Source organism: Streptomyces sp. NPDC001406 (genome assembly GCF_042895285.1).
Taxonomy (GTDB): Bacteria; Actinomycetota; Actinomycetes; order Streptomycetales; family Streptomycetaceae; genus Streptomyces.
In genome coordinates, this window is the sequence record NZ_JBIAWG010000008.1 from 99,262 (window position 1) to 124,784 (window position 25,523).

Annotated in this window: 26 protein-coding genes; 14 read left to right on the plus strand and 12 right to left on the minus strand. The window is 70.6% G+C overall.

From position 1 onward, the window contains the following. Positions 1-7: 7 nt before the first annotated feature. Positions 8-2,464: a SpoIIE family protein phosphatase gene (locus ACFY1J_RS20725; RefSeq protein WP_390731635.1), complete on the plus strand. Its 2,457-nt coding sequence runs from the start codon at positions 8-10 to the stop codon at positions 2,462-2,464. A gap of 15 nt (positions 2,465-2,479) precedes the next feature. On the opposite strand, the gene ACFY1J_RS20730 is transcribed toward ACFY1J_RS20725, so the two are convergent. Genes ACFY1J_RS20730 through ACFY1J_RS20755 form a run of 6 tightly spaced genes read right to left on the minus strand, consistent with a single transcriptional unit; the run spans position 2,480 to position 7,654 of the window. After that, positions 2,480-2,986 carry a hydrogenase maturation protease gene (locus tag ACFY1J_RS20730; protein ID WP_390707828.1) on the minus strand — a complete coding sequence of 169 codons (507 nt, stop codon included), beginning with the start codon at positions 2,984-2,986 and terminating at the stop codon, positions 2,480-2,482. Next, on the minus strand, positions 2,983-4,329 hold the full coding sequence (locus ACFY1J_RS20735; protein WP_390731636.1) for a Ni/Fe hydrogenase subunit alpha: 1,347 nt from the start codon (positions 4,327-4,329) through the stop codon (positions 2,983-2,985). Before ACFY1J_RS20735 ends, ACFY1J_RS20730 begins: the two co-directional genes overlap by 4 nt. Continuing rightward, entirely contained in the window at positions 4,326-5,207 is an 882-nt protein-coding gene (locus tag ACFY1J_RS20740) for an oxidoreductase (RefSeq protein ID WP_390707830.1), read from the minus strand. Before ACFY1J_RS20740 ends, ACFY1J_RS20735 begins: the two co-directional genes overlap by 4 nt. 1 nt (position 5,208) lies before the next feature. Beyond that, positions 5,209-6,027: an FAD/NAD(P)-binding protein gene (locus tag ACFY1J_RS20745; RefSeq protein WP_390731637.1), complete on the minus strand. Its 819-nt coding sequence runs from the start codon at positions 6,025-6,027 to the stop codon at positions 5,209-5,211. After that, the gene (locus ACFY1J_RS20750; RefSeq protein ID WP_390707832.1) at positions 6,024-6,482 is read right to left on the minus strand and encodes a Crp/Fnr family transcriptional regulator; all 459 of its coding nucleotides are present in this window, start codon (positions 6,480-6,482) and stop codon (positions 6,024-6,026) included. Before ACFY1J_RS20750 ends, ACFY1J_RS20745 begins: the two co-directional genes overlap by 4 nt. Continuing rightward, positions 6,479-7,654, minus strand: a complete 1,176-nt coding sequence (locus ACFY1J_RS20755; protein ID WP_390707833.1) for a 4Fe-4S dicluster domain-containing protein — start codon at positions 7,652-7,654, stop codon at positions 6,479-6,481. The genes ACFY1J_RS20750 and ACFY1J_RS20755 overlap by 4 nt, the downstream gene beginning before the upstream one ends. Positions 7,655-7,935: 281 nt before the next feature. On the opposite strand from ACFY1J_RS20755, the gene acsA reads away from it, so the two are divergent. The 5 genes from acsA to ACFY1J_RS20780 are packed head-to-tail and all read left to right on the plus strand — an operon-like array spanning position 7,936 to position 13,528. Beyond that, positions 7,936-9,759 carry an acetate--CoA ligase gene (gene acsA, locus ACFY1J_RS20760; protein ID WP_390731638.1) on the plus strand — a complete coding sequence of 608 codons (1,824 nt, stop codon included), beginning with the start codon at positions 7,936-7,938 and terminating at the stop codon, positions 9,757-9,759. Continuing rightward, positions 9,756-10,790, plus strand: a complete 1,035-nt coding sequence (pdhA, locus tag ACFY1J_RS20765; RefSeq protein WP_390731639.1) for a pyruvate dehydrogenase (acetyl-transferring) E1 component subunit alpha — start codon at positions 9,756-9,758, stop codon at positions 10,788-10,790. Before acsA ends, pdhA begins: the two co-directional genes overlap by 4 nt. After that, complete coding sequence (locus ACFY1J_RS20770; protein ID WP_390707836.1) at positions 10,787-11,857, plus strand: alpha-ketoacid dehydrogenase subunit beta; 1,071 nt, start codon at positions 10,787-10,789, stop codon at positions 11,855-11,857. Before pdhA ends, ACFY1J_RS20770 begins: the two co-directional genes overlap by 4 nt. Position 11,858: 1 nt before the next feature. Beyond that, positions 11,859-13,247, plus strand: a complete 1,389-nt coding sequence (locus ACFY1J_RS20775) for a 2-oxo acid dehydrogenase subunit E2 (RefSeq protein WP_390731640.1) — start codon at positions 11,859-11,861, stop codon at positions 13,245-13,247. 5 nt (positions 13,248-13,252) lie between these two features. Continuing rightward, on the plus strand, positions 13,253-13,528 hold the full coding sequence (locus tag ACFY1J_RS20780; protein WP_390707838.1) for an acyl carrier protein: 276 nt from the start codon (positions 13,253-13,255) through the stop codon (positions 13,526-13,528). A 21-nt stretch (positions 13,529-13,549) separates the two neighbouring features. Here ACFY1J_RS20780 and ACFY1J_RS20785 read toward each other — a convergent pair whose 3' ends face one another. Together ACFY1J_RS20785 and ACFY1J_RS20790 are read right to left on the minus strand one after the other, a co-directional pair. Then, the gene (locus tag ACFY1J_RS20785; RefSeq protein ID WP_390731641.1) at positions 13,550-15,040 is read right to left on the minus strand and encodes an AAA family ATPase; all 1,491 of its coding nucleotides are present in this window, start codon (positions 15,038-15,040) and stop codon (positions 13,550-13,552) included. Positions 15,041-15,128: 88 nt separating this feature from the next. Continuing rightward, positions 15,129-15,998 carry a universal stress protein gene (locus tag ACFY1J_RS20790; protein WP_390731642.1) on the minus strand — a complete coding sequence of 290 codons (870 nt, stop codon included), beginning with the start codon at positions 15,996-15,998 and terminating at the stop codon, positions 15,129-15,131. 262 nt (positions 15,999-16,260) lie between these two features. On the opposite strand from ACFY1J_RS20790, the gene ACFY1J_RS20795 reads away from it, so the two are divergent. After that, positions 16,261-16,866 (plus strand): hypothetical protein, encoded by a 606-nt coding sequence (locus tag ACFY1J_RS20795; protein WP_390707841.1) that lies wholly within the window; start codon positions 16,261-16,263, stop codon positions 16,864-16,866. A 28-nt stretch (positions 16,867-16,894) separates the two neighbouring features. Continuing rightward, positions 16,895-17,182, plus strand: coding sequence for a DUF1876 domain-containing protein (locus ACFY1J_RS20800; protein ID WP_390707842.1), 288 nt, complete (start codon positions 16,895-16,897; stop codon positions 17,180-17,182). A 12-nt stretch (positions 17,183-17,194) separates the two neighbouring features. Here ACFY1J_RS20800 and ACFY1J_RS20805 read toward each other — a convergent pair whose 3' ends face one another. Further along, positions 17,195-17,869, minus strand: coding sequence for a CBS domain-containing protein (locus ACFY1J_RS20805; protein ID WP_390707843.1), 675 nt, complete (start codon positions 17,867-17,869; stop codon positions 17,195-17,197). 117 nt (positions 17,870-17,986) lie between these two features. Between ACFY1J_RS20805 and ACFY1J_RS20810 the strand changes: the two genes are divergently transcribed. After that, entirely contained in the window at positions 17,987-18,136 is a 150-nt protein-coding gene (locus tag ACFY1J_RS20810) for a hypothetical protein (RefSeq protein WP_390731643.1), read from the plus strand. On the opposite strand, the gene ACFY1J_RS20815 is transcribed toward ACFY1J_RS20810, so the two are convergent. Both ACFY1J_RS20815 and ACFY1J_RS20820 read right to left on the minus strand, forming a co-directional pair. Continuing rightward, entirely contained in the window at positions 18,133-18,813 is a 681-nt protein-coding gene (locus tag ACFY1J_RS20815; protein ID WP_390707844.1) for a CBS domain-containing protein, read from the minus strand. The genes ACFY1J_RS20810 and ACFY1J_RS20815 overlap by 4 nt on opposite strands. Positions 18,814-18,890: 77 nt before the next feature. After that, positions 18,891-19,388, minus strand: coding sequence for a hypothetical protein (locus tag ACFY1J_RS20820; RefSeq protein WP_390707845.1), 498 nt, complete (start codon positions 19,386-19,388; stop codon positions 18,891-18,893). Between the two features lie 418 nt (positions 19,389-19,806). On the opposite strand from ACFY1J_RS20820, the gene ACFY1J_RS20825 reads away from it, so the two are divergent. From ACFY1J_RS20825 to ACFY1J_RS20840, 4 genes are all read left to right on the plus strand, one after another. After that, a complete protein-coding gene (locus ACFY1J_RS20825) occupies positions 19,807-21,399 on the plus strand; it encodes an oleate hydratase (protein WP_390707846.1) in 1,593 nt (530 codons plus the stop codon). Positions 21,400-21,542: 143 nt separating this feature from the next. Next, on the plus strand, positions 21,543-22,463 hold the full coding sequence (locus tag ACFY1J_RS20830) for a hypothetical protein (protein WP_390707847.1): 921 nt from the start codon (positions 21,543-21,545) through the stop codon (positions 22,461-22,463). A gap of 105 nt (positions 22,464-22,568) precedes the next feature. After that, the gene (locus ACFY1J_RS20835) at positions 22,569-23,144 is read left to right on the plus strand and encodes a hypothetical protein (protein ID WP_390731644.1); all 576 of its coding nucleotides are present in this window, start codon (positions 22,569-22,571) and stop codon (positions 23,142-23,144) included. A gap of 391 nt (positions 23,145-23,535) precedes the next feature. Next, positions 23,536-24,333: a hypothetical protein gene (locus ACFY1J_RS20840; protein ID WP_390731645.1), complete on the plus strand. Its 798-nt coding sequence runs from the start codon at positions 23,536-23,538 to the stop codon at positions 24,331-24,333. 64 nt (positions 24,334-24,397) lie between these two features. Here the strand turns inward: ACFY1J_RS20840 and ACFY1J_RS20845 are convergent, their stop codons facing one another. Then, the gene (locus ACFY1J_RS20845; protein WP_390731646.1) at positions 24,398-24,973 is read right to left on the minus strand and encodes a TIGR03086 family metal-binding protein; all 576 of its coding nucleotides are present in this window, start codon (positions 24,971-24,973) and stop codon (positions 24,398-24,400) included. 73 nt (positions 24,974-25,046) lie between these two features. Between ACFY1J_RS20845 and ACFY1J_RS20850 the strand changes: the two genes are divergently transcribed. Beyond that, complete coding sequence (locus ACFY1J_RS20850; RefSeq protein WP_390707851.1) at positions 25,047-25,502, plus strand: MarR family winged helix-turn-helix transcriptional regulator; 456 nt, start codon at positions 25,047-25,049, stop codon at positions 25,500-25,502. Positions 25,503-25,523: the final 21 nt, after the last annotated feature.

The following is a 25,523-nucleotide window of genomic DNA, read 5'->3' on the forward strand; positions in this document are numbered from 1 at the left end:
GTCTGCCATGACCACTTCAGGCAAGAGGCCGGGCGGTGACGCACCGGCCGCATCGCCGGCCAGGGTTCTCCTGGACACCGACGGGGTGATCACCGAGTGGACCGGGGAAGCCGAGACGTTGCTCGGTCATCGGCGCGAGGAGATGGTGGGCCGACCGCTGTCGTCGCTCTTCGTCCGGCCGGACAAGGACAGCGAGGGAGACGTTCCGCCGACGCCGCCGGTCAGCGGCGGCTGCCGGGTGCGCCTGCGGGACCGGTCCGGTCTGCCGCTCGACATCGAGTGGTGGATGTCGCCGCACATCGGCCCCGAGGGCCCGGTGACCTGGGCGGTGTTCCTCGCCGCCACGCGCGGTACGGATCCCGGCGACTTCGACCGGGCGGTGCTGGACGCACTGGTGACCGAGTCACCGATCGGACTGCACGTCCTCGACACCGAACTGCGTCTGGTGCGGTTCAACACCGCCTCGCCCGGAATGCGCGACGTACGCGCCGAGGACGTCATCGGAAGACCGGCACGCGAGGTCGCCCCCACCTTGGTGACCGACACCGCCGAGCATTTGCTGCGGCACGTCCTGAGCACGGGAGAGCCGGTCATCGACTTCGTCCAGCCGGGGTATCCGCCCGCCGATCCGCACAGGGAACACCTGTTCTCCCTGTCGGCGTTCCGGCTGAGCAATCGCGCCGGAGAACCCCTGGGTGTGGCGAGCCTGGCCATAGACGTCACCGAACGCTATCGGTACCGAGCGCGCCTCGAACTCCTCAACGACGCCAGCATGCGCATCGGCACGACCCTGGACCTCGCCCGTACCGCGGAGGAGCTGGCCGAGACCGTGGCGGGCCGCGTGGCCGACGCCGTCAGCGTGGACGTGCTCGACTCCGTCTACCGGGGTGAGGCGCCCGAGCCCGGGCCGGTGCCCTCCGAGGTCACGTTCCGGCGCACCGCGTTCCGCGCGATCGAGGCCTCCGGCCTTCAGCCCGCCTACGCCACCGGCGAGAAGGCCTCCTACGGCTTCCCGACACCGCTCACCCAATGCCTGGCCGATCTGCGGCCCCGCCTGATCGGGAAGGTCGGCGCCGACGACACATGGCTGGCGCACGATCCGCTCCGGGCGGACCGCATCCGCGCCGCGCGAGTGCACTCGATGATGGTCGTGCCGCTGGCCGCCCGCGGCGTCGTGCTCGGGGTCGCCAGCTTCTACCGCTCCGTGACGTCCGAGCCCTTCGACGAGGACGACCTGACGATCTGCGCCGAACTCGCCGCGCACACTGCCCTGGGCCTGGACAACGCCCGCCGCTACACACGCGAGCACACTGCCGCCCTCGTCCTGCAGAACAGTCTGCTGCCGGGCCGGCTGCCCGAGCAGAACGCCGTCGAGGCGGCGTTCAGCTATCTGCCGGGGCACGCCGCAGGCCCGTGGTACGACGTCCCGTGGTACGACGTCATCCCGCTGTCCGGCGCACGCATCGCACTGGTGGTGGGGGACGTGGCGGGGCACGGCATGCGTGCCGTGGCCACCATGGGCCGGCTGCGCGCCGCGACTCACAGCCTGGCCGCCCTGGACCTGTCGCCCGACGAGGTGCTGGCGCACCTGGACGACCTGATGGTCCGGCTCGCCGAGGAGGGCCGTTCGGCCGCCGCCAACGACCCGCTGGACGTTCAACCCACCACCGCCACCTGTGCGTACGCGGTCTACGACCCCGTGAGCCGGCATCTCGTCGTGGCCCGCGCCGGGCATCCCGCCCCGCTCCTCGCCCACCCCGACGGGCACGTGGCGTCGGTCGACGCGCCCGCCGGACCGCCGCTGGGCGGCGACGGGCTGCCCTTCGAGACCTGGGAGACAGACCTGTCGCAAGGAACTCTGATCGCCCTCTACACCGAAGGACTCGTGCGCCGGTCGCCGGGCGACGACGCAGGTGTCGCACGGCTGCGGCGCGTCCTGGCCCAGCAGCATGCGTGTATGCGGGAGGCGTGCGACGCGGTGATCTACTCGCAGCTGTCCGGCCGAGCCGCGGAGGACGTCGTGCTCCTGCTCGCCCGGACCTGCGTCCTGCGGGACGACCAGGTCGCCTCGTGGACCTTCCCCAGCGACCCCGCGATCGTGGCCACCGCCCGCACCCTGGCCGACCGTCAGCTCACCAGCTGGGGGCTGTCCGAGCTCGCGTTCACCACGGAGCTGATAGTCAGCGAGCTGGTCACCAACGCCATCCGGTACGCCCCGGGCACCATCCAGGTACGGCTCATCCGGGACCGCACACTGATCTGCGAGGTCACCGACGGCAGCAGCGCCGCCCCCCATCTGCGCCACCCGCGGACCACCGACGAGGGCGGCCGCGGACTCCTGCTCGTCGCCCAACTCACCGACCGCTGGGGCACTCGCCACACCGGCCGCGGCAAGACCATCTGGGCCGAACAGCAACTGCCCGCGCCTTCGGACGAAGCCGTGGCTGTCGCCCCGGACATCTGATCAACGCGGCGATCCTCACGGCAGGGGTGCACCGCCGGATGCCGGCCGTTGGTGCTTGCCTTCGCCGGCCCGTCGTACGGAAGCACCCACGCGCTCGATCAATTCGGGGAGGGCCGTCCTCACCGGGTCGCTCAGCCCCGTGCCGAGTTCGACGTCGGCCACCTCCACGGCGTGCACGACGACCTTCGGCGGGAGCAGGTCGAGGGCTTCCGCCAGGGCGAGACACTCCCCCAGCCCCAGGGCGTGCGTACTTGCCGTGCCCCTCGCGCGCCCGGCCGCCTCCGCGGCTGTCAGGGTGTGCAGTTCACCCGGCCTGGCCGGATGCAGACGGAGGGCTTCCACCACGACCGCGGTGTCGGCGCCGCGCCACAGTTCGAGCATCCGCCCGGGTTCGCCGTCACTGACCGCCAGCACGATGTCGTCGGGAACACGGCCGCGCAGGGCCTCCACCACCGCCGGACCTGCCCCGTCGTCACCGCGGAGGGGGTTGCCCACGCCGATCACCACGACCCGTCCGGTCATGCGCGTTCCACGGTCAGGTCGAGGAAGTGGGCGGCGCAGGAGATGCAGGGATCGTGGTTGCGGATGGCCCGCTCGCACAGGCGGGTGAGTTCCTCGTCGTCGGCTGCGGGTCCGAGCCGGTCCAGGCACGTCTGGACGGCCCGGCGGACGTCTGCCTCGATCGCCGTCTGGTTCTGGGCCGTGGGCGGAATGATGCGGGCCGCGGTGAGCGTGCCGTCCTCGGCGAGGGCGTAGCGGTGGTACAGCAGTCCGCGGGGCGCCTCGGTCGCTCCGGCGCCCACTGCCTTCCGGGGGCGGACGTCGAGGGCCGGCCGCGGCGGTTGTTCGTACTCCTGGATGATCCTCAGGGCTTCCTCGACGGCCTGCACCACCTCCACGGCGCGTACGACGATGCTTCGGAAGGGGTTGTCACAGACGTCCCCGGCCACGGGATCGCCCAGCCCGGCGTCCCGGGCTGCCTCGGCCGCCACCGGGTGGAGCCACCGACCGTTGATCGCGTAGCGGGCCAGTGGGCCGGTCAGGTAGCGGCGGCCATCGAGCGCGGCGGTCAGAGCGGTGCTGTGCGGCACCTGCTCTTCGTGTACGTGCTGTTCGAGGTCGGGCACGGGAAACTCGCGCCGCGTCGGCGTTCGGTCATGGGGGGCGATGGCCGTCGGTGTGCCGGAGTCGATGGCGTAGCGGCCCGGGTCGCACAGCGCGAGCAGGTCATGGTCGCTCGCCGCGTCGGGGAAGTCGAACGCCGCCACCCAGCGGACGGTCTCCAGTGCGTCGTCGCGGGCCTGCCGCAGCCGTTCGGCAAGCGGGCGCAGTTCATCGGGCGCCGGTGTGCGGTAGAAGCCGCCGACACGGACGTTGACCGGGTGGATGGGGCGTCCACCCAGTTGTTCGAGGATCACGTTGCCGGTCTGTTTGATCCGCAGGCCGCGCTCGACGGCCGCCCGCTGGTCGCGGGCGAGTTCGACGGCATCGGCCCGGCCCAGGAAGTCCGGGGCGTGCAGGAGGTGGATGTGCAGGGCGTGGCTCTCGATCCATTCGCCGCAGTACAGCAGGCGGCGCAGCTCGGCGAGAGGCCCGTCCACGGTGACGCCGCAGGCGTTCTCGATCGCCTGGCAGGCGCTCATCTGGTAGGCGACCGGGCAGATGCCGCAGATACGGGCGGTGATGTCGGGCGGCTCGGTGTGGGCGCGGCCGATCAGGAAGGCTTCGAAGAAGCGGGGCGGTTCGTAGATGCGCAGCCGCGCCTCGGTGACCGTCTCCTCCTGGACGCGCAGGTGCAGGGCGGCTTCGCCTTCCACCCGGGCCAGTGCGTCCAGCCGCAGGACGCGGGTTCCGCGATGGCTCATGCGGGCCTTTCCGGGTCGGTTTCCGTTCCTGCCCGAGGGGTGTCCTGCTCCCCGGCCGCGAGATCGGCTACGGGGACATACTCCGGCGACGCGGCGTTGAAGGTGCGGAAGACACGCAGGATGTCCGCCTCGCTCATGCCGTCGCGGCGCAGCTGCGCGATCATGGACCGCAGGTTGGGGCGGGCGGTCGGTCCGAAGCAGCCGTAGCAGCCGCGTCCGTAGGCGGGGCAGATGGCACCGCACCCGGCGTGGGTGACGGGGCCCAGGCAGGGGGTGCCGTGGGCCACCGTGATGCAGGTGGTGCCGCGCCTCTTGCACTCGAAGCAGACGCTGTGGCCGGGGATCTGGGGTTTGCGTCCGGCCAGGTGGGCGGTGATGACTTCGAGGAGCTGGCGGCGGTCGATGGGACAGCCCCTGAGTTCGAAGTCGACCGGTACGTGTGCCGAGATCGGGGTCGACGTCTCCAGGGTGGCGATGTAGTCCGGGCGGGCGTAGACCGCGGCGCGGAACTCGTCGACGTCCCCGAAGTTGCGCAGCGCCTGGATGCCGCCCGCGGTGGCGCAGGCGCCGATGGTCACCAGGCGCCGGGAGATGCGCCGGATGTGCTGGATTCGCTCGGCGTCCTCGGCCGTGGTGATCGAGCCCTCGACCAGGGAGAGGTCGTACGGTCCGCGGCCGGCCAGCTTCGCGCGCTCCCCTCCGGGGCCCTCGGCGCCCGACATCTCCAGGAAGTGCTCGACGCGCACTTGCTCGGTGAGGCCGAGCAGTTCGTCCTCGCAGTCGAGCAGGGTCAGCTGGCAGCCGTCGCAGGAGGCGAACTTCCATACGGCGAGCGTGGGCAGGGGCCGGATGTCCGCCGCTCCTCGGTCGGTCTCCATCTCACAGCTCCCGTACGGCCAGCAGGCGTTCCACGCGGTCGTAGCCGACGACCGGTCCGTCACGGCACAGCAGCAGGGGGCCGAGCTGGCAGTGGCCGCAGTGGCCGGTGGCGCAGCGCATGTTGCGTTCCAGCGACACCTGAACGCGGTGCGCGGCGAGGCCTCGGCCCATCAGTGTGCGGGCGGTGTGGCGCATCATCACCTCGGGCCCGCACACCAGCGCGTGAGTCCGGTCCGGCCGGAGCGCGAAGGCGTCGAGCAGGGTGGTGACGACCCCCACCGAGCCGTGCCAGCCCGGACCGGGGCGGTCGACGGTCACCCCCACCTCGGCTCTGTCGCGCCAGCGCTCGATGTCCTCTTGGTAGATCAGGTCGCCAGGGGTACGGGTGCCCACCAGGATCCCCGGCCGGCCGTAGAGGTCCGGCCGGTCAAGGACCGCATGCACCACCGGCCGCAGTGGCGCCAGTCCGATACCGCCGGCGATCACCAGCACGTCCTGGCCGACTGCCGCGTCCAGGTCCCAGCCGGTGCCGAACGGCCCGCGCAGCCCAACGGTCTCGCCCGGCCGCAGGTCGTACAGGGCGGCGGAGACCGCACCCACCGCGCGCACGGTGTGCACGAGGCCGCCGTGCGGGCCGCGCAGAGCACTGACCGAGATCGGGACCTCACCGATTCCGAAGGCGTAGAGCATCGCGAACTGGCCCGGCTGGAAGGGCGGGAGTTCCCTGCCGGCAGGAACCAGTTCCAGCGAACGGGTGTCGGCGGTCTCCGCGCGGGTCTCGGCGACCCGGTACGGCAGCGGCGGCATCACGGTGCTCATGGCGGGCCACCGGCGTGGGGTGCGTAGAGGTCCAGCAGCCTGATGCGCGTGGCCTGCAGGCGCTCGGCGACCACCCCGGTGAAGCGGCGCATGAGGGCGTATCCGAGTTCCGGGTCGGCCGCGCAGAGGGCGAGGACGTCGGTGGCGGGAAACTCCGTGGCCTGAACCGCGGTCACCGCCCGGGCACCGAGGTGCCAGCGGTACGGCGGACAGATCCACGACCAGCCCAGCAGCTGACCCGCGCCCAGCGTTTCCATGACCGCCTCCGACTGTCCGCCGGGAACGCAGATGTCGAGGGCGACCTCGCCCCGGCGCAGCAGCCAGAAGCGGTCGGCCTCCCCGCCCTCGTCGAACAGGCGCGCGCCGGCCGGGAACGACACGTCGTACCCGACGGCCCGCAACCGCTCGCGCTGTACGAGCGGGAGGAAGTCCAAGGGCGCCGGTGGCTGGGTCACGCCGCCTCCCCCGATGCTCCGGACCGCGTCCAGTCGTGCAGGGCGGCGGCCTCCTCGGTGATGTCGATGCCCACCGGGCACCACACGATGCAGCGGCCGCAGCCGACACAGCCGGACGAGCCGAACTGGTCGTACCAGGTGCCGAGTTTGTGGGTCATCCACTGACGGTAGCGACTGCGCGGGGATGTACGAACGGGGCCACCGTGCAGTTGGGAGAAGTCCAGGTCGAAGCAGGAGTCCCACAGGCGCCACCGCTCCGCGTGGTCACCGGTGAGGTCGGTGACGTCCTCGGTCGTGGTGCAGAAGCAGGTGGGACACACCATGGTGCAATTGCCGCACGTCAGGCAGCGCCCGGCAACGTCGTCCCAGCGGGGGGCGTCGAGCGTGCCGGCCATCAGCTCGCGCAGGTCGGCCTCGGGCATGGTCCTTCCCATCCGGTCCGCGGCGGCGGCGACACCGGCGCGAGCCGTCGCACAGGTGGCGGGGTCGGCCGGCCGGACGGGCAGTTCGGCCAGGATCTCATCGCCTTCCTGGGTGCCACTGCGGATCCAGAAGCGGTGACCGTCGTCATCGACCACCTCGGTGATCACCAGGTCACAGCCGGGAGGGGCGGCGGGTCCCGTGCCCATCGAGACACAGAAGCAGGTGTCGCCGGGCTCCGTGCACTCGACCGCGATGAGCAGCGCTCCGGTTCGTCGCCCTTCGTACACGGGGTCGCGGTGGGCCCCACCGGTGAGCACCCGGTCCTGGATGGCGATGGCCCGCGCGTCACAAGGACGCACCCCGAGGAAGGCGTACCGCGGAGGTGAGGTCTCCTCGGCAGTGAACACCGTCTCCTCGCCCACCCGGTCGGCGCGCCACTGCCGCACTTTCGCCGGGTGCAGGAACTGCTTCCACGACTGGGGGCCCGCCGCGTTCGCGAAGGCGGCGCCGTCGGCCCGCTCCCGCAGCCGGTACCGCCCGGCTTCGAGTTCCACGCCCCAGCCGTACGGCAGGTCGTCGGCCGACTCCAGCTCCGCGAGCACGATGGCACCGTCGCGCACGGTGGGGCCGACCACGGTGAACCCGCGCCCGGCCAACACCTCGACCAGCGCGACCATGCCGTCCTTGTCCATCACCGACCCGCTGGACGCGGGTGGCGACGCGTCGTTCGGATCGGGGCGTGCATTCATGGCCGTTCTCCTTCAGCACCGCGTCGGGCAGGTCGGGCATCGCCGCTGCCTCACGCAGTCCACGAACGCAGGATTTCCCGTCCGGCACCACACGGGTAGGGCCATGCGGGCCACATGTCCAGGTCGTTTCCTCTCCGGCCACCCCCGAAAGGCCGACGCCCCCGCCTCGGCCGTCCGGAGTCGCATAGGGCTTGCCGGCCACACGCGGGGGCCGTTCGGCCCAGTGCGTGCGGGGCACGCTGGACAGATGGTCGAAGAGGGGCCGCAGGAAGGTGGCTGCCATGCGATGGGAGACGATCCGGAAGACCTCACCACCGCGCGTCGAGCCGAATCTGGGCGACTACGAGAAGGTGCGTGCCGGCTTCACCTGGCAGGAGGCGCGCGCCGCCCTGCAGGGACTGCCCGGTGGACGGGGACTGAACATCGCACACGAGGCCGTGGACCGGCACGCGGCTACGGACCATGCCACGGCCGTCGCGCTGCGCTGTGTCGGGCGGGACGACTCCGTGACCTGTGTGACGTACGGGGAGCTGGCCCGTTCCACTGCACGGTTCGCCAACGTGCTCCGCACCCTCGGCATCGGCCACGGTGACCGGGTGGTGACACTGCTGGGCCGTTGTCCCGAGCTGTACACCGTGGTCCTCGGCACGCTCAAGAACACCAGCGTCCTGTGTCCCCTGTTCTCCGCCTTCGGACCGGACCCGGTCGCTCAGCGACTGACGCTGAGCGACGCGCAGGTCCTGGTCACCACGGCGGAGCTGTACCGCAGGAAGATCGCCGGGCAACGCGAGAGACTTGCCGCCCTGCGCCATGTGCTGATCGTCGGCGAGGGCGCGGACGAACTGCCCGGTACCGTTTCGCTCGCCGCGCTGATGAGCGAGGCGTCCGACACCTTCACCATTCCGCCGACCTCGCCCCACGACATGGCCCTGCTGCACTTCACGAGCGGCACCACGGGCACCCCCAAGGGCGCCGTGCACGTGCACGAGGCGGCCTTCGCCCACTATGTGACCGCGCTGTACGCCCTGGATCTCCACGAGGACGACGTGTTCTGGTGTACGGCCGATCCGGGCTGGGTCACGGGCATGTCCTACGGGATCGTCGCGCCGCTCATGCACGGGGTCACGGTCGTGGTGGACGAGGGTGACTACGATGCCCGCCGCTGGTACCGGATCCTCGCCGACCAGCGGGTCAGTGTCTGGTACACGGCGCCGACGGCACTGCGGATGCTGATGCGGACGACGCCGCGCTCAGGGCCGTACGATCTGCCCCGCTCGTTCGACCTCGGCGCACTGCGGTTCATCGCCTCCGTCGGTGAGCCGCTCAATCCGGAGGCCGTGGTCTGGGGACAGGACGTCCTCGGGCTGCCGGTGCACGACAACTGGTGGCAGACCGAGACCGGCGCCATCATGATCGCGAACTTCGCCTCCTGCGAGATCCGCCCCGGGTCGATGGGGCGTCCGCTCCCGGGCGTGGAGGCAGCGGTGTTGCGACGCGGCGAGGACGGCCGGGCGGAGCGGACCGAGGGCGGCGTCACGGTACTGGAGGAGCCCGGGGTGGAGGGCGAGCTGGCGCTCCGGATCGGCTGGCCGTCCATGTTCCGCGGCTATCTGCACGACGAGCCGCGCACCGCGGACGCCTTCGCGGGCAGCTGGTACCTCACCGGTGACCTGGTACGACGCGACGCGGACGGCTGGTTCTGGTTCGTCGGGCGCGCCGACGACGTGATCAAGTCGGCGGGGCACCTCATCGGGCCGTTTGAGGTCGAGAGCGCCTTGATGGAGCACCCGGCGGTCGCCGAGGCCGGGGTGATCGGCCGGCCCGATCCCGTTGCCGGGAACATCGTCAAGGCGTTCGTCACCCTGCGGCCGGGCTTCGACGCAACGATTCGGACCCGGCAGGAGCTGCTGGCCTTCGCCAGGCGCCGGCTCGGCCCGGCCGTGGCACCACGAGAGATCGCCTTCGACGAGCACCTGCCCCACACTCGTAGTGGAAAGGTCATGCGCCGCCTGTTGCGAGCGCGCGAGCTGGGCCTGCCCGAGGGCGACACCTCCACCCTGGAGAGGGATGTCACCTCCCAGGTCACCACGGAGGCCTCCGCATGAGCACCACCCGCACCACCCGCACCCCACGCAAACCCCGGCCCTCGGCCCGGTCGGATACGCAGGCCGCGCACCGCCTGGCTCTGCTGGAGTCGATGCTGCGCGTCCGTCGGTTCGAGGAGCGCTGCGTGGAGTTGTACAGCGCGGCCCGCATCCGCGGTTTCATGCACCTCTACATCGGTGAGGAGGCCGTGGCCGTCGGTGTCAACGAGGCTCTCACGGGCGACGACGCGGTCGTGTCGACGTACCGCGAACACGGCCATGCGCTCGCCCGCGGGGTGCCGGCCGAGGCGATCATGGCGGAGATGTTCGGCAAGGCCACCGGGTGCAGCCGTGGCCGTGGCGGCTCCATGCACCTCTTCGACGCCGGCCGGCGCTTCTACGGCGGCAACGCGATCGTCGGCGGGGGGCTGCCACTCGCGGCCGGCCTTGCCCTCGCCGACCGCATGACCGGCCGCAACCGGGTCACCTGCTGCTTCTTCGGCGACGGTGCCTTCGCGGAGGGCGAGTTCCACGAGACGGCCAATCTGGCCGCTCTCTGGGGACTGCCCCTGTTGCTGATCTGCGAGAACAACCTGTACGCGATGGGCACGGCCCTGGCCCGTCACCAGGCCCAGACCGACCTCGCGCTGCGTGCCGCCGCGTATGGCATGGTCTCCTGGCCCGTCGACGGCATGGATGTTCTCGCCGTGGAGGACGCTGCCCGGCGGGCGGCCGAAGGCGTGCGTTCCGGTGGCGGACCGCACTTCCTGGAGATGCGCACCTACCGCTTCCGCGCCCACTCGATGTACGACTCCGACCGATACCGCGACAAGGCCGAGATCGAACGCTGGAAGGAGCGCGACCCGGTCGAAGGGCTCGCACGGCAGCTGCGGGAGGCCAAGGAGCTGACCGACAAAGCCCGCACCGCCCTGGAGGACCGTCTGGCCGCCGAGATCGACGGCGCCGTGGAGGCCGCCGAGCGGGCTCCCGAAGAGCCCGTCGAGGATCTGCTGAAGTACGTCACCAGCCCGGTGGAGGCGATCCGGCCATGACCGCGACCCACACCCGCACCGCCCGGCCCGCCGCGCCCTCCGGCGAGAAGACGACCTACCGGGAGGCGATGCGGGAGGCCCTGCGCGAGGCCCTGCGGACCGACGAGCGGGTGTTCCTGATGGGTGAGGACGTGGGCCGCTACGGCGGCTGCTTCGGCGTCAGCCTCGGCCTGCTGGAGGAGTTCGGGCCCGAACGGATCCGCGACGCCCCCTTGTCGGAGTCCGCCTTCGTCGGCGCCGGCATCGGTGCGGCTCTGGCGGGCATGCGGCCCATCGTCGAGATCATGACGGTCAACTTCAGCCTGCTGGCCCTGGACCAGATTCTCAACAACGCGGCGACCTTGCTGCACATGTCGGGCGGGCAACTGCCGGTCCCGATCGTCATCCGGATGACCACGGGCGCCGGACGGCAGCTCGCCGCGCAGCACTCGCACAGTCTGGAGGGCTGGTACGCGCACATCCCGGGCCTGCGCGTGCTTGCCCCGGCGACCGTCACGGACGCTCGCCACATGCTCGCCCCGGCGCTGGCCGACCCCGACCCCGTGCTGATCTTCGAGCACGGCAGCCTGTACAACGCCTCGGGCGAGCTGTCCGCCCACTCGGACCCGGTCGACATCGACCGCGCCGCCATTCGCCGACCCGGTACGGACGTCTCGTTGATCACCTACGGCGGCTCGCTGCCCAAGGCGCTGGCCGCCGCCGACGACCTGGCGAGCATCGGCATCAGCGCGGAGGTCGTGGATCTGCGCACCCTGCGCCCCCTGGACGACGCCACCATCGGCGACTCGGTCGCGCGCACGCACCGCGCCGTCGTCGTCGACGAAGGGTGGCGCAGCGGCAGTCTCGCCGCGGAGATCTCCGCGCGCCTCACCGAACAGCACTTCTACGACCTTGATGCCCCCATCGAACGGGTGTGCAGCGTCGAAGTACCCATGCCCTACGCGCGCAGGCTGGAGGAGGCCGCGCTGCCGCAGCCCGCCGGAATCGTCACGGCCGCGCGCCGAGCGGTCGGCGAACCCGTACCGCTGAGTGCGGACGAGGGGGCGGACGCCGGGAGGTCGAGCTGAGATGGCCGAGTTCACCATGCCCTCGCTCGGCGCGGACATGGACGAGGGCCTGCTGCAGGAATGGCTCGTGGGTCCCGGGGACCGGGTGCACAAGGGCGACGTCGTCGCCGTCGTGGAAACCGACAAGGCGGCCATCGAGGTGGAGTGCTTCGAGTCCGGCACCGTGGGACAGCTGCTCGTCCAGGCGGGGACTCGGGTGCCGGTGGGGACACCACTCGCGGTGATCGAGGGGGCAACGCCTGAGCCGAGGCCCGCCCGGAAGCCCGTAGCCACGGGATCAAGGGACAAGCACACAAGGCACGCCGTGCGCACCTCGGGCTCCCCCACACCACTACCGCCGAAGCCGGCCGCAGAGGCCACCTCAGCGATCGGCGCCGGACCGCTGGTACGGCACCTCGCGCTACAACGGGGCGTCGATCTGACCGCCGTGCACGGCACCGGACCCGGTGGACGGATCACCCGTGCCGACGTGGAGCGCGCCGCGCCCGCCTCTGGGCCGAGGGTGCGGGCCACCCCGTACGCCCGGCGGCTCGCCCGGGACCTCGGCATCGACCTGGCGACGGTCCGGGGCACCGGGGACGGCGGAGCCGTGCGCGCGGCGGACGTGCACACGGCCACACGTGCACGCGTCGAACGGCCGGAACCGGAGCGGGCCGGTGCACGCGGGCCAGAACGCGAGCAGCAAGGGCCTGTGGCCGTGCCGACCGACAGCGCGAGGGAACACCGTACGGACGCCATGCGCCGTGCCATCGCCGACCTCATGAGCCGCTCCAAGCGAGAGGTCCCGCACTACTACCTGTCCACCACGATCGACTTCTCGGCGTCCGGGGAGTGGCTGCGGCGGTTCAACCGGGGCCGTCCGCTCAGCGACCGCCTCGTGCCCGCGGCCCTGTTGTTGAAGGCCGCCGCCACGGCGGCACGTGAGGTGCCGAGCCTCAACGGGTACTGGCAGAACGACCAGTTCGTCGCCGGCTCCGCCGTCAACCTGGGTGTCGCCGTGTCGCTCCGGCAGGGCGGACTGCTCGCGCCGGTCATCCGCGACGCCGACACACTGTCACCCGACATCCTCATGGCCACCCTCAAGGACCTGGTCCAACGCGCCCGCCGGGGCCGCCTGCGGGGCAGTGAAATGTCCGGCGCCACCCTGACCGTCACGAATCTCGGCGATCAGGGCGTGGAGACCGTGTTCGGTGTCATCCATCCGCCGCAGGTCGCCCTGGTCGGCTTCGGCGCGGTGGTCGAGCGGCCCTGGGCCGTGGGCGGCATGCTCGGTGTCCGTCCGGTGGTGACCGCGACCCTGGCCGCCGACCACCGGGCCACGGACGGTGCCGTAGGGGCGCGCTATCTGACGGCGGTCGGCCGACTGCTGCAGAAACCGGAGGAGTTGTGAGTCGGATGAAACCCCTGGACGAGGCGGAAGCCATGTCGGTGGTCAAGGAGTCCATCACCCTGATCGTCCCCGACGCGGACTTCACACGGGTGGAACCGGACGACAAGTTCCGTGATGTGCTCGAACTCGATTCCCTCGACTTCCTCAGCCTGGTGGAACTGCTCTCCGAACGCACCGGAATCCGTATCGACGAGGAGGACTACCCCGAACTGACCACGCTGTCCGACACCGTACGGTTCCTGGTCGGCAGGTCGAAGGATCGAACCGGCCCCACGCCATGAGTTCACGGCCACATGTGCGCCTCAGTCCGCCTCCATGTAGGGGCGGCGGAAGACCGGGGCCTGGCTGATACCCCATGGGCGTACGGTTGCCAGCGCGCGGGCGACCGCGGACTCCAATGGGCCGCTGGTGTCGACTGCCACGGCCTCGGGCCACGGCGGTTCCCTGGCCGCCATGGCCGCGGCGATGTCGGGGCCGGCATCGGAGGGGCCGGTGGCGCGCGTGTTCAGGCGGGCCACCGACACCTCATCCGGCACATGGCAGTGCAGGGCCACCAGGTCGGCGCTGGTGCGTTCGGCCACGCGCAGCGCCGCCTCACGCTGTCCGGCATCGGACCAGGTGGCGTCCAGGACGACGGACTCGCCGCAGGACATCAGCGCGGCTGCGCGATCGAGCAGGGTGGCATAGGTCTTGGCCGTCCACTCGGGTGTGTACAGGCCCTCGCCGTAGCCGGCCGCCGCGGGCTGCTCCGCGGGGATACCGGCAAGCTCCTTGCGAAGGCGGTCGCTGCTGAGCAAGGTGACCCCCAGCCGGTCGGCCAACGCTCCGGAAAGGGTGGACTTTCCGCTGCCGGGCAGCCCGCCGACGAGGATGAGCGAGACGGCAGACGCGCGCAGGTGGCGCTGAGCCACCGAGGCCAGCCGCCGCGACGCCGCCTCGGTGCCGGGCGCGCCCTGCCGGGCCTGGATCAGGGAGACCTTGGCACGGACGAAGGCGCGGTAGGCGACGTAGTGGTGCCACAGGGAAGGGGGCGCGGGATCGCCGGAGTACTCGCCGTACTGGGCGAGGAAGTACGCCGCGGCCTCCGGGGCACCGAGCTGTTCCAGATCCATGGCGAGGAAGGCGGCGTCGTCCAGGCCGTCGACGTAGCGGAGACGGTCGTCGAACTCCAGACAGTCCAGGACGCGAGGGCCGTCGTCGAGGCAGAAGATGTCTTCGGCGAGGAGGTCGCCGTGGCCGTCGACCACCCGCCCCTGCTCGATGCGGGAGTCGAACAGCGGCTTGCGGCCGTCGAGATAGCGCCGGACCAGTCGCTCGGTCTCCCCCACGGCGTCGGGCCCGAAGCCGTCGGCGGCGAGCGTGCGGACCTGTGCGAAGCCGGCCTCCCAGCGCGACAACAGCGCGTCTCGCGTGCCTTGTTCGTCCACGTCGCGGCCGCGGGGCGCGTCCGCGTGCCAGGCGGCGAGGTGCCGGGCGACGGCCCGAAGGGCTTCGTCGACGGCGGCTCCTTCTCGTATCAGGTGGGAGAGCCGGCGGTCGGCCGGCATGCGGCGCATCACCACGACTGGTTCGTGCGCCTTCGCGTCAGGGCTGCGGAACTCGCCGAGGCCCAAGTAGACGTCGGGGGCGAAGCGGCGGTTGAGAGTGACCTCGCGCTCGCATGCGGCCCGGCGAGCCGCCACCGTGGTGTAGTCCAAGAACTCCAGATCGACCGGCTTTTTGACCTTGTAGGCGCGGTCACCGGCGAAGAGCACGATCGCGGTGTGGGTCTCGACCACTGTTGCGCGCGACATCGGCTGACCCTCGTGGCAGGCACCGGACCGGAGCGCGGACGCATCGCTCCGAGGTACCGGCCGCGCCGACTGCCCGCGCGGGCCGGGCTCAGTCATGAGGGACGACGGCGACGGGGCAGCGCCCGTGATGAACGGCGGCCTGCGCCACGGGACCCAGGTGGGGCGCCAGACCATGACGATGCCGGCGTCGGCCCACGACCAGCAGCGCGGCTCCTTCGGCAGCCTGTACGACGACCTTGGCGGGGCTTGCGAGACGAACGCTGTCGGCCACGTCCACCCGCGGGTACTTCTCTCTCCACAGGTGGAGCGCCTCGCCCAGCTGCCTCTGCGCATCCCGCGTCATCTCTTCGGTGACTTCGTGGTCCACGCCCCAGGGCACCCGTGCGTGGAGCGGCACGCTTCGGCCGTGGACGGCCAGGAGAGGAAGACCTCTGGCCGCAGCGGTGTGGAGGGCGAAGTCGAGCAGGGCGTCGGAGGAACCGTGCAGTTTCAGTGCCACGACGACACGGCTCGCGGGTGCCGGGGACGGCCCCTGTTCCCGGGGTGCGGCGCGGACCAGCACCACCGGCCCCTCCGCCCGTGCCGCGACGGGCATGCTGACATCACCCAGGAAGTAGCTCTCCACGGGCTCCAGACCACGCGAACCCAGCACCGTCATCTCCGACTCCGACGCCGCTTGGAGCAGGGCGTTCTGAGCGTCGTCGGCCACCAGATTCCCGACGATGGACAGGCCTGGGTGGCGCGCCTGGAGCTCGGCTCGCGCGGTGTGGACCAGACGCTTCGCCCAGTAGTTCTGATCGACTTCCGCGGGGACGCGGGCCGGTTCCGGCGCCAGCAGCGGCCACGCGTGCAGCAGGCGCAGCGTGAGCTTGCGCTTCTCGGCCTCGTCCGCGGCCCAGCGGGCAGCGGCAAGGCTCTCGGGCGAGCCGTCGAGGCCCACGGTGACGGCTGGTTGCATGGCGGCGGCCTCCGTCTCGTAAGAAGCTGGGAATGACGGTGGACGACTCCGTTCGAGTGGCCGGCCCGGACATCGCCCCTGTGCCGAACGCGGTGCGTTCTCTCATTCGAGCATCACCCCGATCCCCTCCGCGGCGCATGTGGACAGGGCCCTCGGGGCCGGACGCCGGTCCACAGGGACCTTCGGCCCGGTGACCGGAGCCCACTGCTGTTCGACTGTGGACGAGGGGGGAACGGACCAGCAACGTGCTGGAGGCCGCATCATGAGCACACACGGCTCGCCGTCCGCATCCGGTCCGCCCCGGCCCCACAAGGGGGACGCACCCCATGGGACGAACCCGCTGAGGCGTACGTCCGACAGGTTCGAATCCTGGTTCGGCCGGTTGCTGATGCTCGTCCTCGTCCTCGGAGTGCCGGCGGCCGCGCTCGGTGCGGGGCTGACGGCGTACGAGTCATCCCTGCGCACCGTGCACGCCCAGGTTGCGGAGCGACACGAGGTTGCCGCCCGAGTGATGTCCGACGTGCCGGGCGATGACTCCGTGTCGAGGCAACCGACGCGGATCCGCTGGACCGAGCCGAATGGCATCGCCCGGACGGGAGCCACTTTCGTCGAACCGGGAACGCCCAAGGGTGCCACGGTGCGGGTGTGGGTGAACCGGGACGGAGACATTACCGGTGCACCGATGAACGCGGTCACCGCGAAGGCCAACGGCTGGTTCGTGGGTGTCATGGCGGCGCTCGGAGCGGTCGCCGGGGTCTACGCCGTACGGGCAGCCCTGCGCCTGGCGCTGAACCGGAGAAGGTACGCGCAGTGGGACACCGAATGGGACCTGGTGGAGCCGCTGTGGTCCGCGCGCTTCCGCCGGTGACCGATGGGCCGGAGTGAGGAGGAAGGCCATGTCGCACACGGCTGAATGGAAAGTTCGTCTCCACCTTTTCGAAGACGACGACGGAACGACCAAGGCACATGTGGTGCTCGACACCGGTGCCGCGGCGCTCACCGGCCACGGAACCGCGCACTGTCATCCGGCGGACACGAACGTGCCGGAGATCGGTGACGAACTGGCGGCCGGCCGGGCCATGCACGACCTCGCCAACCAGTTGCTGAACGTCGCCGGACACGACATCCAGGCCATGGGTGCGTCGCGGCCGAGCACCCGTGAGCCCGCTGGATGGCCCATGTGAAACCCGGCGGACTCAAGAAGTGTCGGGGGAACGGTCGGCGTCGTCCGTCCTGTAGTCGATGTGGCCGCCGACCGACACAACGCCGTCGACACCACGGCACAGGTGCTCAATGACGGGGATAAGGCTCCGGAACTCCACGGAGCCGCCCAGCTCGACCCGCCCCTCGCGCACCTCGACCGTCACCTCCGAGGGATCGAGCCCCATCGTGCGCCGCAGCACGTCCGCGGTGATCTCGTCGCGGATGGCGTCGTCACGGCGCAGGAAGATCCGCAGCAGATCGCCACGGCTGACGATGCCCAGGAGCCGGTCCGCCTCGTCCACCACGGGCAGCCGCTTGACGTGCTGGGCCTCCATGAGGCGCGCGGCCTCCACCACGTTCCACTCCGGACGTGCGCACACCGCGGGAGCCGACATCAGTTCCTCGGCGCGGGAACCCTCGGCCTTGGCCCGCTCCCAGGCCTCCAGGTTCGGGACCGGAACCCTGCCCGACGGATCGGCCTGGTCGGCGCTCTTGCGCAGCAGGTCGGCCTCGGACACCACGCCCATGGGGCGCTCCAGATCGTCCACCACGGGCACGGCGGTGACGTCGTTGTCCGCCAGCAGCCTGACGAGCTCCTTGAACGGCATGTCACGCCGCGCCCGGACGACGTCCCGGGTCATGAGCTCCTCGACCGTTCGGTGGTGCATGTCGCCTCCCGGATACGGGCCGCCCGCCTCGCGGACACGGACCTCTCGTCCCCCTACGGCCGTGTGACCCGCGGGGCAGGGTGGATACAGCACCATTCTGAGGAGAGGGCCGCGATCATGCGAGCTCACCTCGGCGACCGACTCGTCATCGAAGGGTCCGACGCGCACATCCGCCGTCCCGAGCGCGACGAACGCCGCACGCGCAACGTTGGCGGGCAGCTCGACGCGCTGTGTCCGGCGATCCACCAGCGACACCATGGTCGCTAATCACCGCATGGTTCCCGCCCGGCCAGGGCGGCATCCTGGCCGCTGAGCCGTGCCTCGACACCCACCACGCCCTCCAGAGCACGGACGAGGCGCTCGGCGACCCAGATGAGCGAGGTGTCGTGGACGCGGCCGCGGAGCGTGACGACCCCGTCCCTCACGGACACATGAATGGCGTGACCGACCGTGGGGAACAGGTAGGACACCACCGTGCGGCGGACTTCCTCCTCGATGTCCTCGTCCGACCGCAGGAAGACCTTCAACAGGTCGCCTCGGCTGACGATGCCCGAAAGCCGGCCCTCGTCGTCGACCACGGGCAGTCGCTTGACGTGCTCCGTGGCCATGATCCGGGCTGCCTGGGCCAAGGTGACGTCGGGGCGGACCGTGACAGCGGGCGTGCTCATGAGCTCCTCGGCCGTCAGCGCCTGAGCCTTGGCCAGGGCGGACCGGCGACGGATCCGGAAGTGCCGGGTGACCCCGTGGTCCCGGAGCTCCTCCTTGGGCAGCAAGTCGGCCTCGGAGACGACACCGACCACCCGTCCCTCGCCCTCCACGACCGGCACGGCACTGACCTGCCGCTGCTCCATGACCCGCACGATGTCCTTGAACCGCGCGTCACGCCCGACGGCCACGACGGGCAGGGTCATCACATCGCTCACGATATGCGGAGCGTCAGTCATGTCCTGGTCCTTCATGGGCATGTCCTGGTCCTTCATGGGCGTGCGCGAGGTACTGATTCGGCCGTATGCCTCCAGCATCACCGCGACCTGGCATGCCGCAATCCGGCCGAAGGCCGCCCAGTCGGGTCAGGCGCGGGTATACGGCCATCGGCTGACGCCGTCGCCGCGGCGGCCTCCCTCACGCCGCCGGCGAGCACCGCTGCCGTGAACACAATCAACGGGACCTTCCAGGCCCATGGGGCGAATGTGATCACCGGTACAAGGAACAGGGCATGGACAGAAGACACGGCGAACGCCGCTCGTGCCCAGCCTCCGCCGGCTGCCGAATGATGAGCGGACGCCCGGTGGCGCCACCACAATCCGGCTGACACCGCCGCAACGGCGGCCATCACGGCAGCGCACAGCCGCGCCAGATCAGCATCCGTCACGCCGGAGTCGAGCGGGGCCGGATCAGCGGTGCGCACGCTCAACAGAACCGCGGTCCAACCGACGGCCGCGCCGGCCAGCAGCAGGGCCAGAACGTCCGCCCGCCGTCCAGCCCAAGACGCCGGGCGAGTTGTGATGTTCGATTCCATGCTTCACTCCATGCCTCGTCCTGACCGCCGTTCGGAGCCGGGACACGCGATCAGCCAACGCCTGCAGAATATATCGGTAGCCGGTATATGGTTATTGCCTGAACATACACCGGGCATCGCGGTCTCGTTGGGATCCCGACCAACCGGTCGACGACCTTCGCCATGGACATCGGCCTGCGCCGGAAAGCGACCGCCCGGCCCGGGCCCCTCGGCACGCGGGCAGGGACGACCGGCCCCTGCCGACGTGATCACCCCACGAGTTGACTGAGTACTACCAGCGCCTCGCCGCGATCGGCCTGAGCACAGCGGAGACGCGCTGTGCACCGCACTGCCCGCAGCACGGCGGACGGTGTGGTGCACAGGATTGTGACCACAGTCGGCCGCCCGTATCACGGGTCGGCAGAAACGGAGGGACGTCATGACCGACGCTCCGCACCCATCCCACGCCTACCTGGTCGGCGGCGGCATCGCCTCCCTCGCGGCGGCGGCCTTCCTGATCCGCGACGGCGGCCTGCCGGGCGAGAACATCCACATCCTGGAGGAACTCCCGGTCGCCGGCGGCTCGATGGACGGTCGCGAGGAGCCCGGCGGATACGTCACCCGCGGCGGCCGGATGCTGGAGGAGGAGGCGTACACGTGCCTGTGGAACCTCCTGGAGACGATCCCCACCCTGACCGACGAGTCGGTATCGGTGCGCAAGGAGATCACCGAGTTCAACGCCAAGTGGCCCACCGACGCCAAGGCCCGCCTGATCGGCAAGGGTGCCGTGATTCTCGACGCCGCCGACTACGGTCTCGACGCGCGTGACCAGCTGGAACTCACGCGTCTGCTGGTGCTGCCCGAGTCGGTGATCGGGGCCCGCCGGATCGAGGACTTCTTCTCCCCGCACTTCTTCGCCACCAACTTCTGGACGATGTGGCGCACCACCTTCGCCTTCCAGAACTGGCACAGCGCCATCGAACTCAAGCGCTATCTGCTCCGGTTCATGCAGGAGTTCCCCCGCATGCACACCCTGGCGGGGGTGCGCCGCACCCGCCTCAACCAGTACGACTCGATCATCCGCCCGATACGGGTCTGGCTGGAGGAGCGCGGCGTGCGCTTCGAGCACGGAGTGCGCGTCACCGACGTCGACTTCACCACCGAGGACGACGGCACCCGCCGGGCCACCCGCCTGCACCTCGACCGGGCCGGACAGGGCGACTCCTACGAACTCGGCGCCGACGACTACGCGTTCCTCACCCTCGGCTCGATGACCGCCGACGCGGCCTACGGCAGCGACACGACCGCACCCGAACTGGTGCGCGACAAGCGCGACGGGGACTGGCGGCTGTGGGAGGCCATCGCAGGCAAGGCCGACGACTTCGGCCGGCCCACGGCGTTCAACGGCAACGTGGACGAGGCCAAGTGGGAGTCCTTCACGCTCACCATGCGCAGCCCGCTGCTGCTGCACCGCATCGAGGAGCTGTCCGGCAACCTGCCCGGCACCGGCGCGCTGATGACGTTCAAAGACTCCAACTGGCTGATGTCGATCGTCGTGCCGCATGCCCCGCACTTCGAGGGCCAGCCGGAGGACGTGTACACGGTGTGGGGCTACGGCCTGTTCGTCGACCGCGAGGGCGACTTCGTCGGCAAGCCGATGGCCGAGGCCACCGGCCGGGAGATCCTCACCGAACTGCTGGGCCACCTGGGCCTGTCGGACATCGAGGAGCAGGTCGCGGCGACCACCACGGTGATCCCGGTGATGATGCCCTACATCACCAGCCAATTCGCCCCACGCACCACACACGACCGGCCGCTGGTCATCCCGCGCGGCGCGGCGAACTTCGCCTTCCTGGGCCAGTTCACGGAGATCCCGGAGGACGTGGTCTTCACCGTCGAGTACTCGGTGCGCGGCGCCATGCACGCCGTCTACGGCCTGCTCGGCCTCGACGACCATGAGATTCCCGGCATCTACCACGCCCTGGCGGATCCGCGGACCGCCTTCGATGTGCTCGCAGCCGCCCTGGCCTGAGCACGCAGGGCCGCTTTTACCTGCGTGGTTCCCACGTGGGCCAGTCCCTTCCGTCCGGTCGGCGGGCGGAAGGGACTCGGGGTCGTCAAACCCTGCCCGGCGGCCTGGCCGGCTGCCTGACGTGAGAGGACACGGGGTGTGCGATGAGCGACCTACCCATCCGGCACAGGACGTACGAAACGCCGTACACGCGAACCAGGGCGCACACGCTCGCCCGGCTGCTCGGCGGTGGGCTGCTGGTCCTCGCGGCGTTGCTCGTGGCCGGCACGCTGCTCGGTCCCGTCGGCTTCGCGGCGATCCACTACCCGATCCCCGGCCATGGGGCGCTGATGAGCCAGCTCGTGGCCCTGGACGTCTTCTCGGTCGCGGTCGTCGCTCCCGTGGCCGTGTGCGCCGCCGTCCTCGTACTGCGCCGGCACCCGCTGGGCGGCGTGCTGGCCCTCGCACCCGGCGTGTATACGGCGTACATGGTTCCGCAGTACGTGCTGGGACCGCAGTACCTGCACTACGACGGCAACAGCGAGGCGTTCTTCCCGCTGCAGCTGGCGCTGTTCGTCCTCGGCTGGACCACGGCCCTTCTCGCCTGGCAGCAGATCGACCCGGCAGCCTGGACGCCGCCCGGCCGACGGGAACGCCTCACCGGCGGCATGCTGATCCCGCTCCTGGCGATCGTGACCTTCACGCGGTACGTGCCGGCCATCCTCGACGCCGCCGGCACACACCCGTCGGCCGCCGACTACCAGGAGGGCCCCGGCTACTTCTGGACCATCGCCCTGCTCGACCTCGGCGTGGGCTTGCCTGCCGCCATCGCCGCCATCGCCGGGATGCGCCACGGCAGCCCATGGGCCCGCAAGGTCGCCCTGGCGCTGTCGGGCTGGCTGGCCCTGATCGGCCCGGCCGTCGCAGCCATGGCGATCAGTGCATGGCTGCGCGACGTCCCCGACGCGTCCGTCGGGCAGGCCGCCACGATGACGGCGCTCGGTCTGGTCTTCGCCGCGCTCGCTCTCACCCTGCTCACCACGGTGCGGCCGGCTGCGTCGCGGGCACGGCACAAGGAGGTGTGAGAACCGATGACGGCCCGGCTTCTCAACCAATTCACAGCCTCGTGCGGTTGGTGCGAATCCGGCGAGGTCGTTCCCTGTCACGGTGCGGCCTTCTAATCTCGGTGCATGGACTGGTTAATGGCCGCGTGGGTGGGGGTGGCCGGTGGCGCCACCATGGAGGCCGTCGACGTCATCAAGTCCGTCAAGTGGCACCGCAAGATGCCGTGGAATGTAGAGCCGGACACGATCGAACCGCCTCGGCGCCAGCCCGATGTACGGCCGGGCGAGGAGCAGTTGCCCGCACCCGGCTGGCGGGGTCATTGCGTGGCCACAGTGCTGCGGTTGTTCGTGAGCGGAGCCCCGACAGGCGTCCTCGCCGCGACGTACCCGCTCAGTGTGAACCCGCTCGTGGCCTACATGGTCGGCCTGGGGGCGCTGTCAGTGGTTCAACAACTCGCCACGCTGGTACCGCTGGCGGTCAGGAGCGCGGGTCGTGCCGCGCTGGGCGGTGTGGCTGAGGAGGCGCAGCAACAGGCGGTTGAGTGGCGGGTGCAGCAGCCGAACGGTCTCGGCCAGACCAATGGCCTTCCCGACATGACACGATCAGGCGGTAGTCCCCCGCATATTCCGCAGCCAGACACGGGCATCACCGCACAGCAGGGACCGTCGGACCCAGGGGGCAGGCATGACGCTGGCTGCTGAATCCTTCTCCGGCCGTGTCCTGGCCGTGCTCTCTCGCCGGTCTCCAGGCTTTCGGCCGCCCGCTGCACCGTCCAGGCCTACCGTCACTGGCGCGCAAACCGCCAGTCGGCCGGCTCCCTCACCCTCTGATGCTCCCGAACCACCCCAGGAGCCGCCGAGCGGCACAGAGCACGCCGAGGCAAGGGCAAGTGACGTTGCCAACCCGCGCCGGTCCATTCTCGGGCGCCGTCCGCCCACTTCAGCCCTGCGCGCCTGGATGCACCTGGCGATAGCGCGCAAGGCATCCGCGCGGAATGAGGCAGGAGTAAAGGCGACGGCACGGCACCCCGATGCCACGAGCAGCTCCACCGCGCCGCAACGTCTGCCGGGCGAGAACCGCCAGGCAGACGACATGCGGCGGGAGCGGTCGGCTGATCAGCACTTGCTGAACGAGGACCGCCAGGACTACGAGCGGTTCCTCGATGAGGCGCTGCGCTCCGCACCACACCGCCCGGAACTGGCCGCTGTGGGACAGCGGCTGAACATCGAACAACTGCGCACCATGGCGCTGAACGCCACCACACTCATCACGGCGGCCGCGGCGACCGAGTACCAGCACTATGTGATAGTCCGGGACGAACTGCGCCAACCGGTGCCGTCCATCCCGTCGTCCACGCCGTCGTCCAGTGGTGAATCCGGCTCCGGTGAGCCGGGCGTCGCGGGCGCGATGGGGCTCGCCACCACCCTCGGCGAGGCCGCCGAGACCACCGGCGCGGGCGCCGTCGCCGTCGTCGCGGTCCTCGCCCCCGTCCTCGCCGGAACCGCCGCGGCGATATTCCTGATCATCGGCTACATCCTGAAGATACTGAACCCCGAGCCGGCATTCGCTCAGACCATGCTGACGGCGGGATGGGTGTTCGGTGCCGTCGCCGCGGCCGCGATCCTCGTCGCCGCGCTCGGGCTGCTGCTCACCGCCCTGCGCGACAGCTCCTCGCTGGACGCCGGAGCCTACGGCGAGGCGAACGGAGAGGTGGCCCGGGCCAGGGAAGCCTGGCGAGAAGCCCTCCTGGAACGCGGCATCCTCCCCTTCCTGGAGCAAGCCCTCGCCAACCCCGCAACCGCGTCCGGCCTGCGCCGGACACCCACTCCGGCACCGCACCCAAGGTGGTCGAGCCCGGACTTCGGAGGCCCGGAACACCAACCGGAATGACCCAGGCCGGAGATGAACGGCCCCCTGCCAGCCCTTCTCGACCTTCGCTGCGTGCCCGCCATGCCTAGGACGGGGAGCGGCCCAGGTGCAAGAGGATCCGGGTCAGAGCGTCGGAGTCGGCGGGTTCTAGGAGGCTCGGGGCGAAGGCGGCGTCCGGCCGCATGCGGTGGGCACCGTTGGGGACGGCCAGCGCGATGGGGAGCGCGGCATCCAAGATGTCGGGGTCCGGGGTGAAGGGCAGATCGAGGGCACGGGCGACGTCCCAGGCGTGGACGACGTAGTCGATGAAGTGGAAGCCGATGGCCCGGATCGCCGGGAAGGTTGCGCCCGCACCGAATTCGGGGAGGGCGAACTCCTGTTCCTCCACGCCGACTTCGGCGAATGCGGTCAGGACGGCTTCTGCGGCGGCAAGGTATCGCGCGACGGCATCCGGCCCGGGCGCCTCGGCCTTCCAGTGGGCCAGGTCACCGCCGTCGGCTCGCGCCGCCGCCGCGAACCCCCGATGCTGGGCCGCCATGTGCGCGAGCAGCTCGCCCAGATTCCAAGGCGAGCAGGGGGTCGGACGACTGAGGTCCTTCACACTCACCCGGCGGACCACGGTGCTGCTCTCGCGCACCGCACGGTCGTTGAAAGCCTTCATGACACTTAAGTTCATACGCATACGCTTACGATAAGCAGGTACCTACTATGCGTCAACGAGTATCTTCTTCCCCATGGCTGGGAACACCACATCCAAAGGGCGCCCTGACCTGGCGGCGATGATCGTCCCGCTGGGCCGCGCGCTGGTGGCCGCCGAGTTGCCGGTACTGCGCCGGCACGGGCTGGCCATGTGGGCGTACGCGGTGCTGCTCAGGCTCGACGACCCACCAGTACGGACGCAGGCCGCGTTGGCGCGAGACATCGGTGCGGACAAGACGCGGATCATCGGCGTCCTTGACGACTTGGAGGAACGTGGGCTGATCCACCGGCAGCCCGATCCGGCGGACCGGCGGGCGCGCCTCCTCTCACTCACCCCGGCGGGACGCCAACTGCGCGACGCGGTCCAGGCGGCGATCCAGCAGCACGAGGAGCGACTGCTGGCGCGCCTGCCGGAGGAGGATCGGCGCGGCTTTCTGAACGCGCTGCAGGCCCTCGCCGCGCTGTCTCCCTCCGAGATCAGCGGGCACTGAGAACTGACGAAAACGCTGACG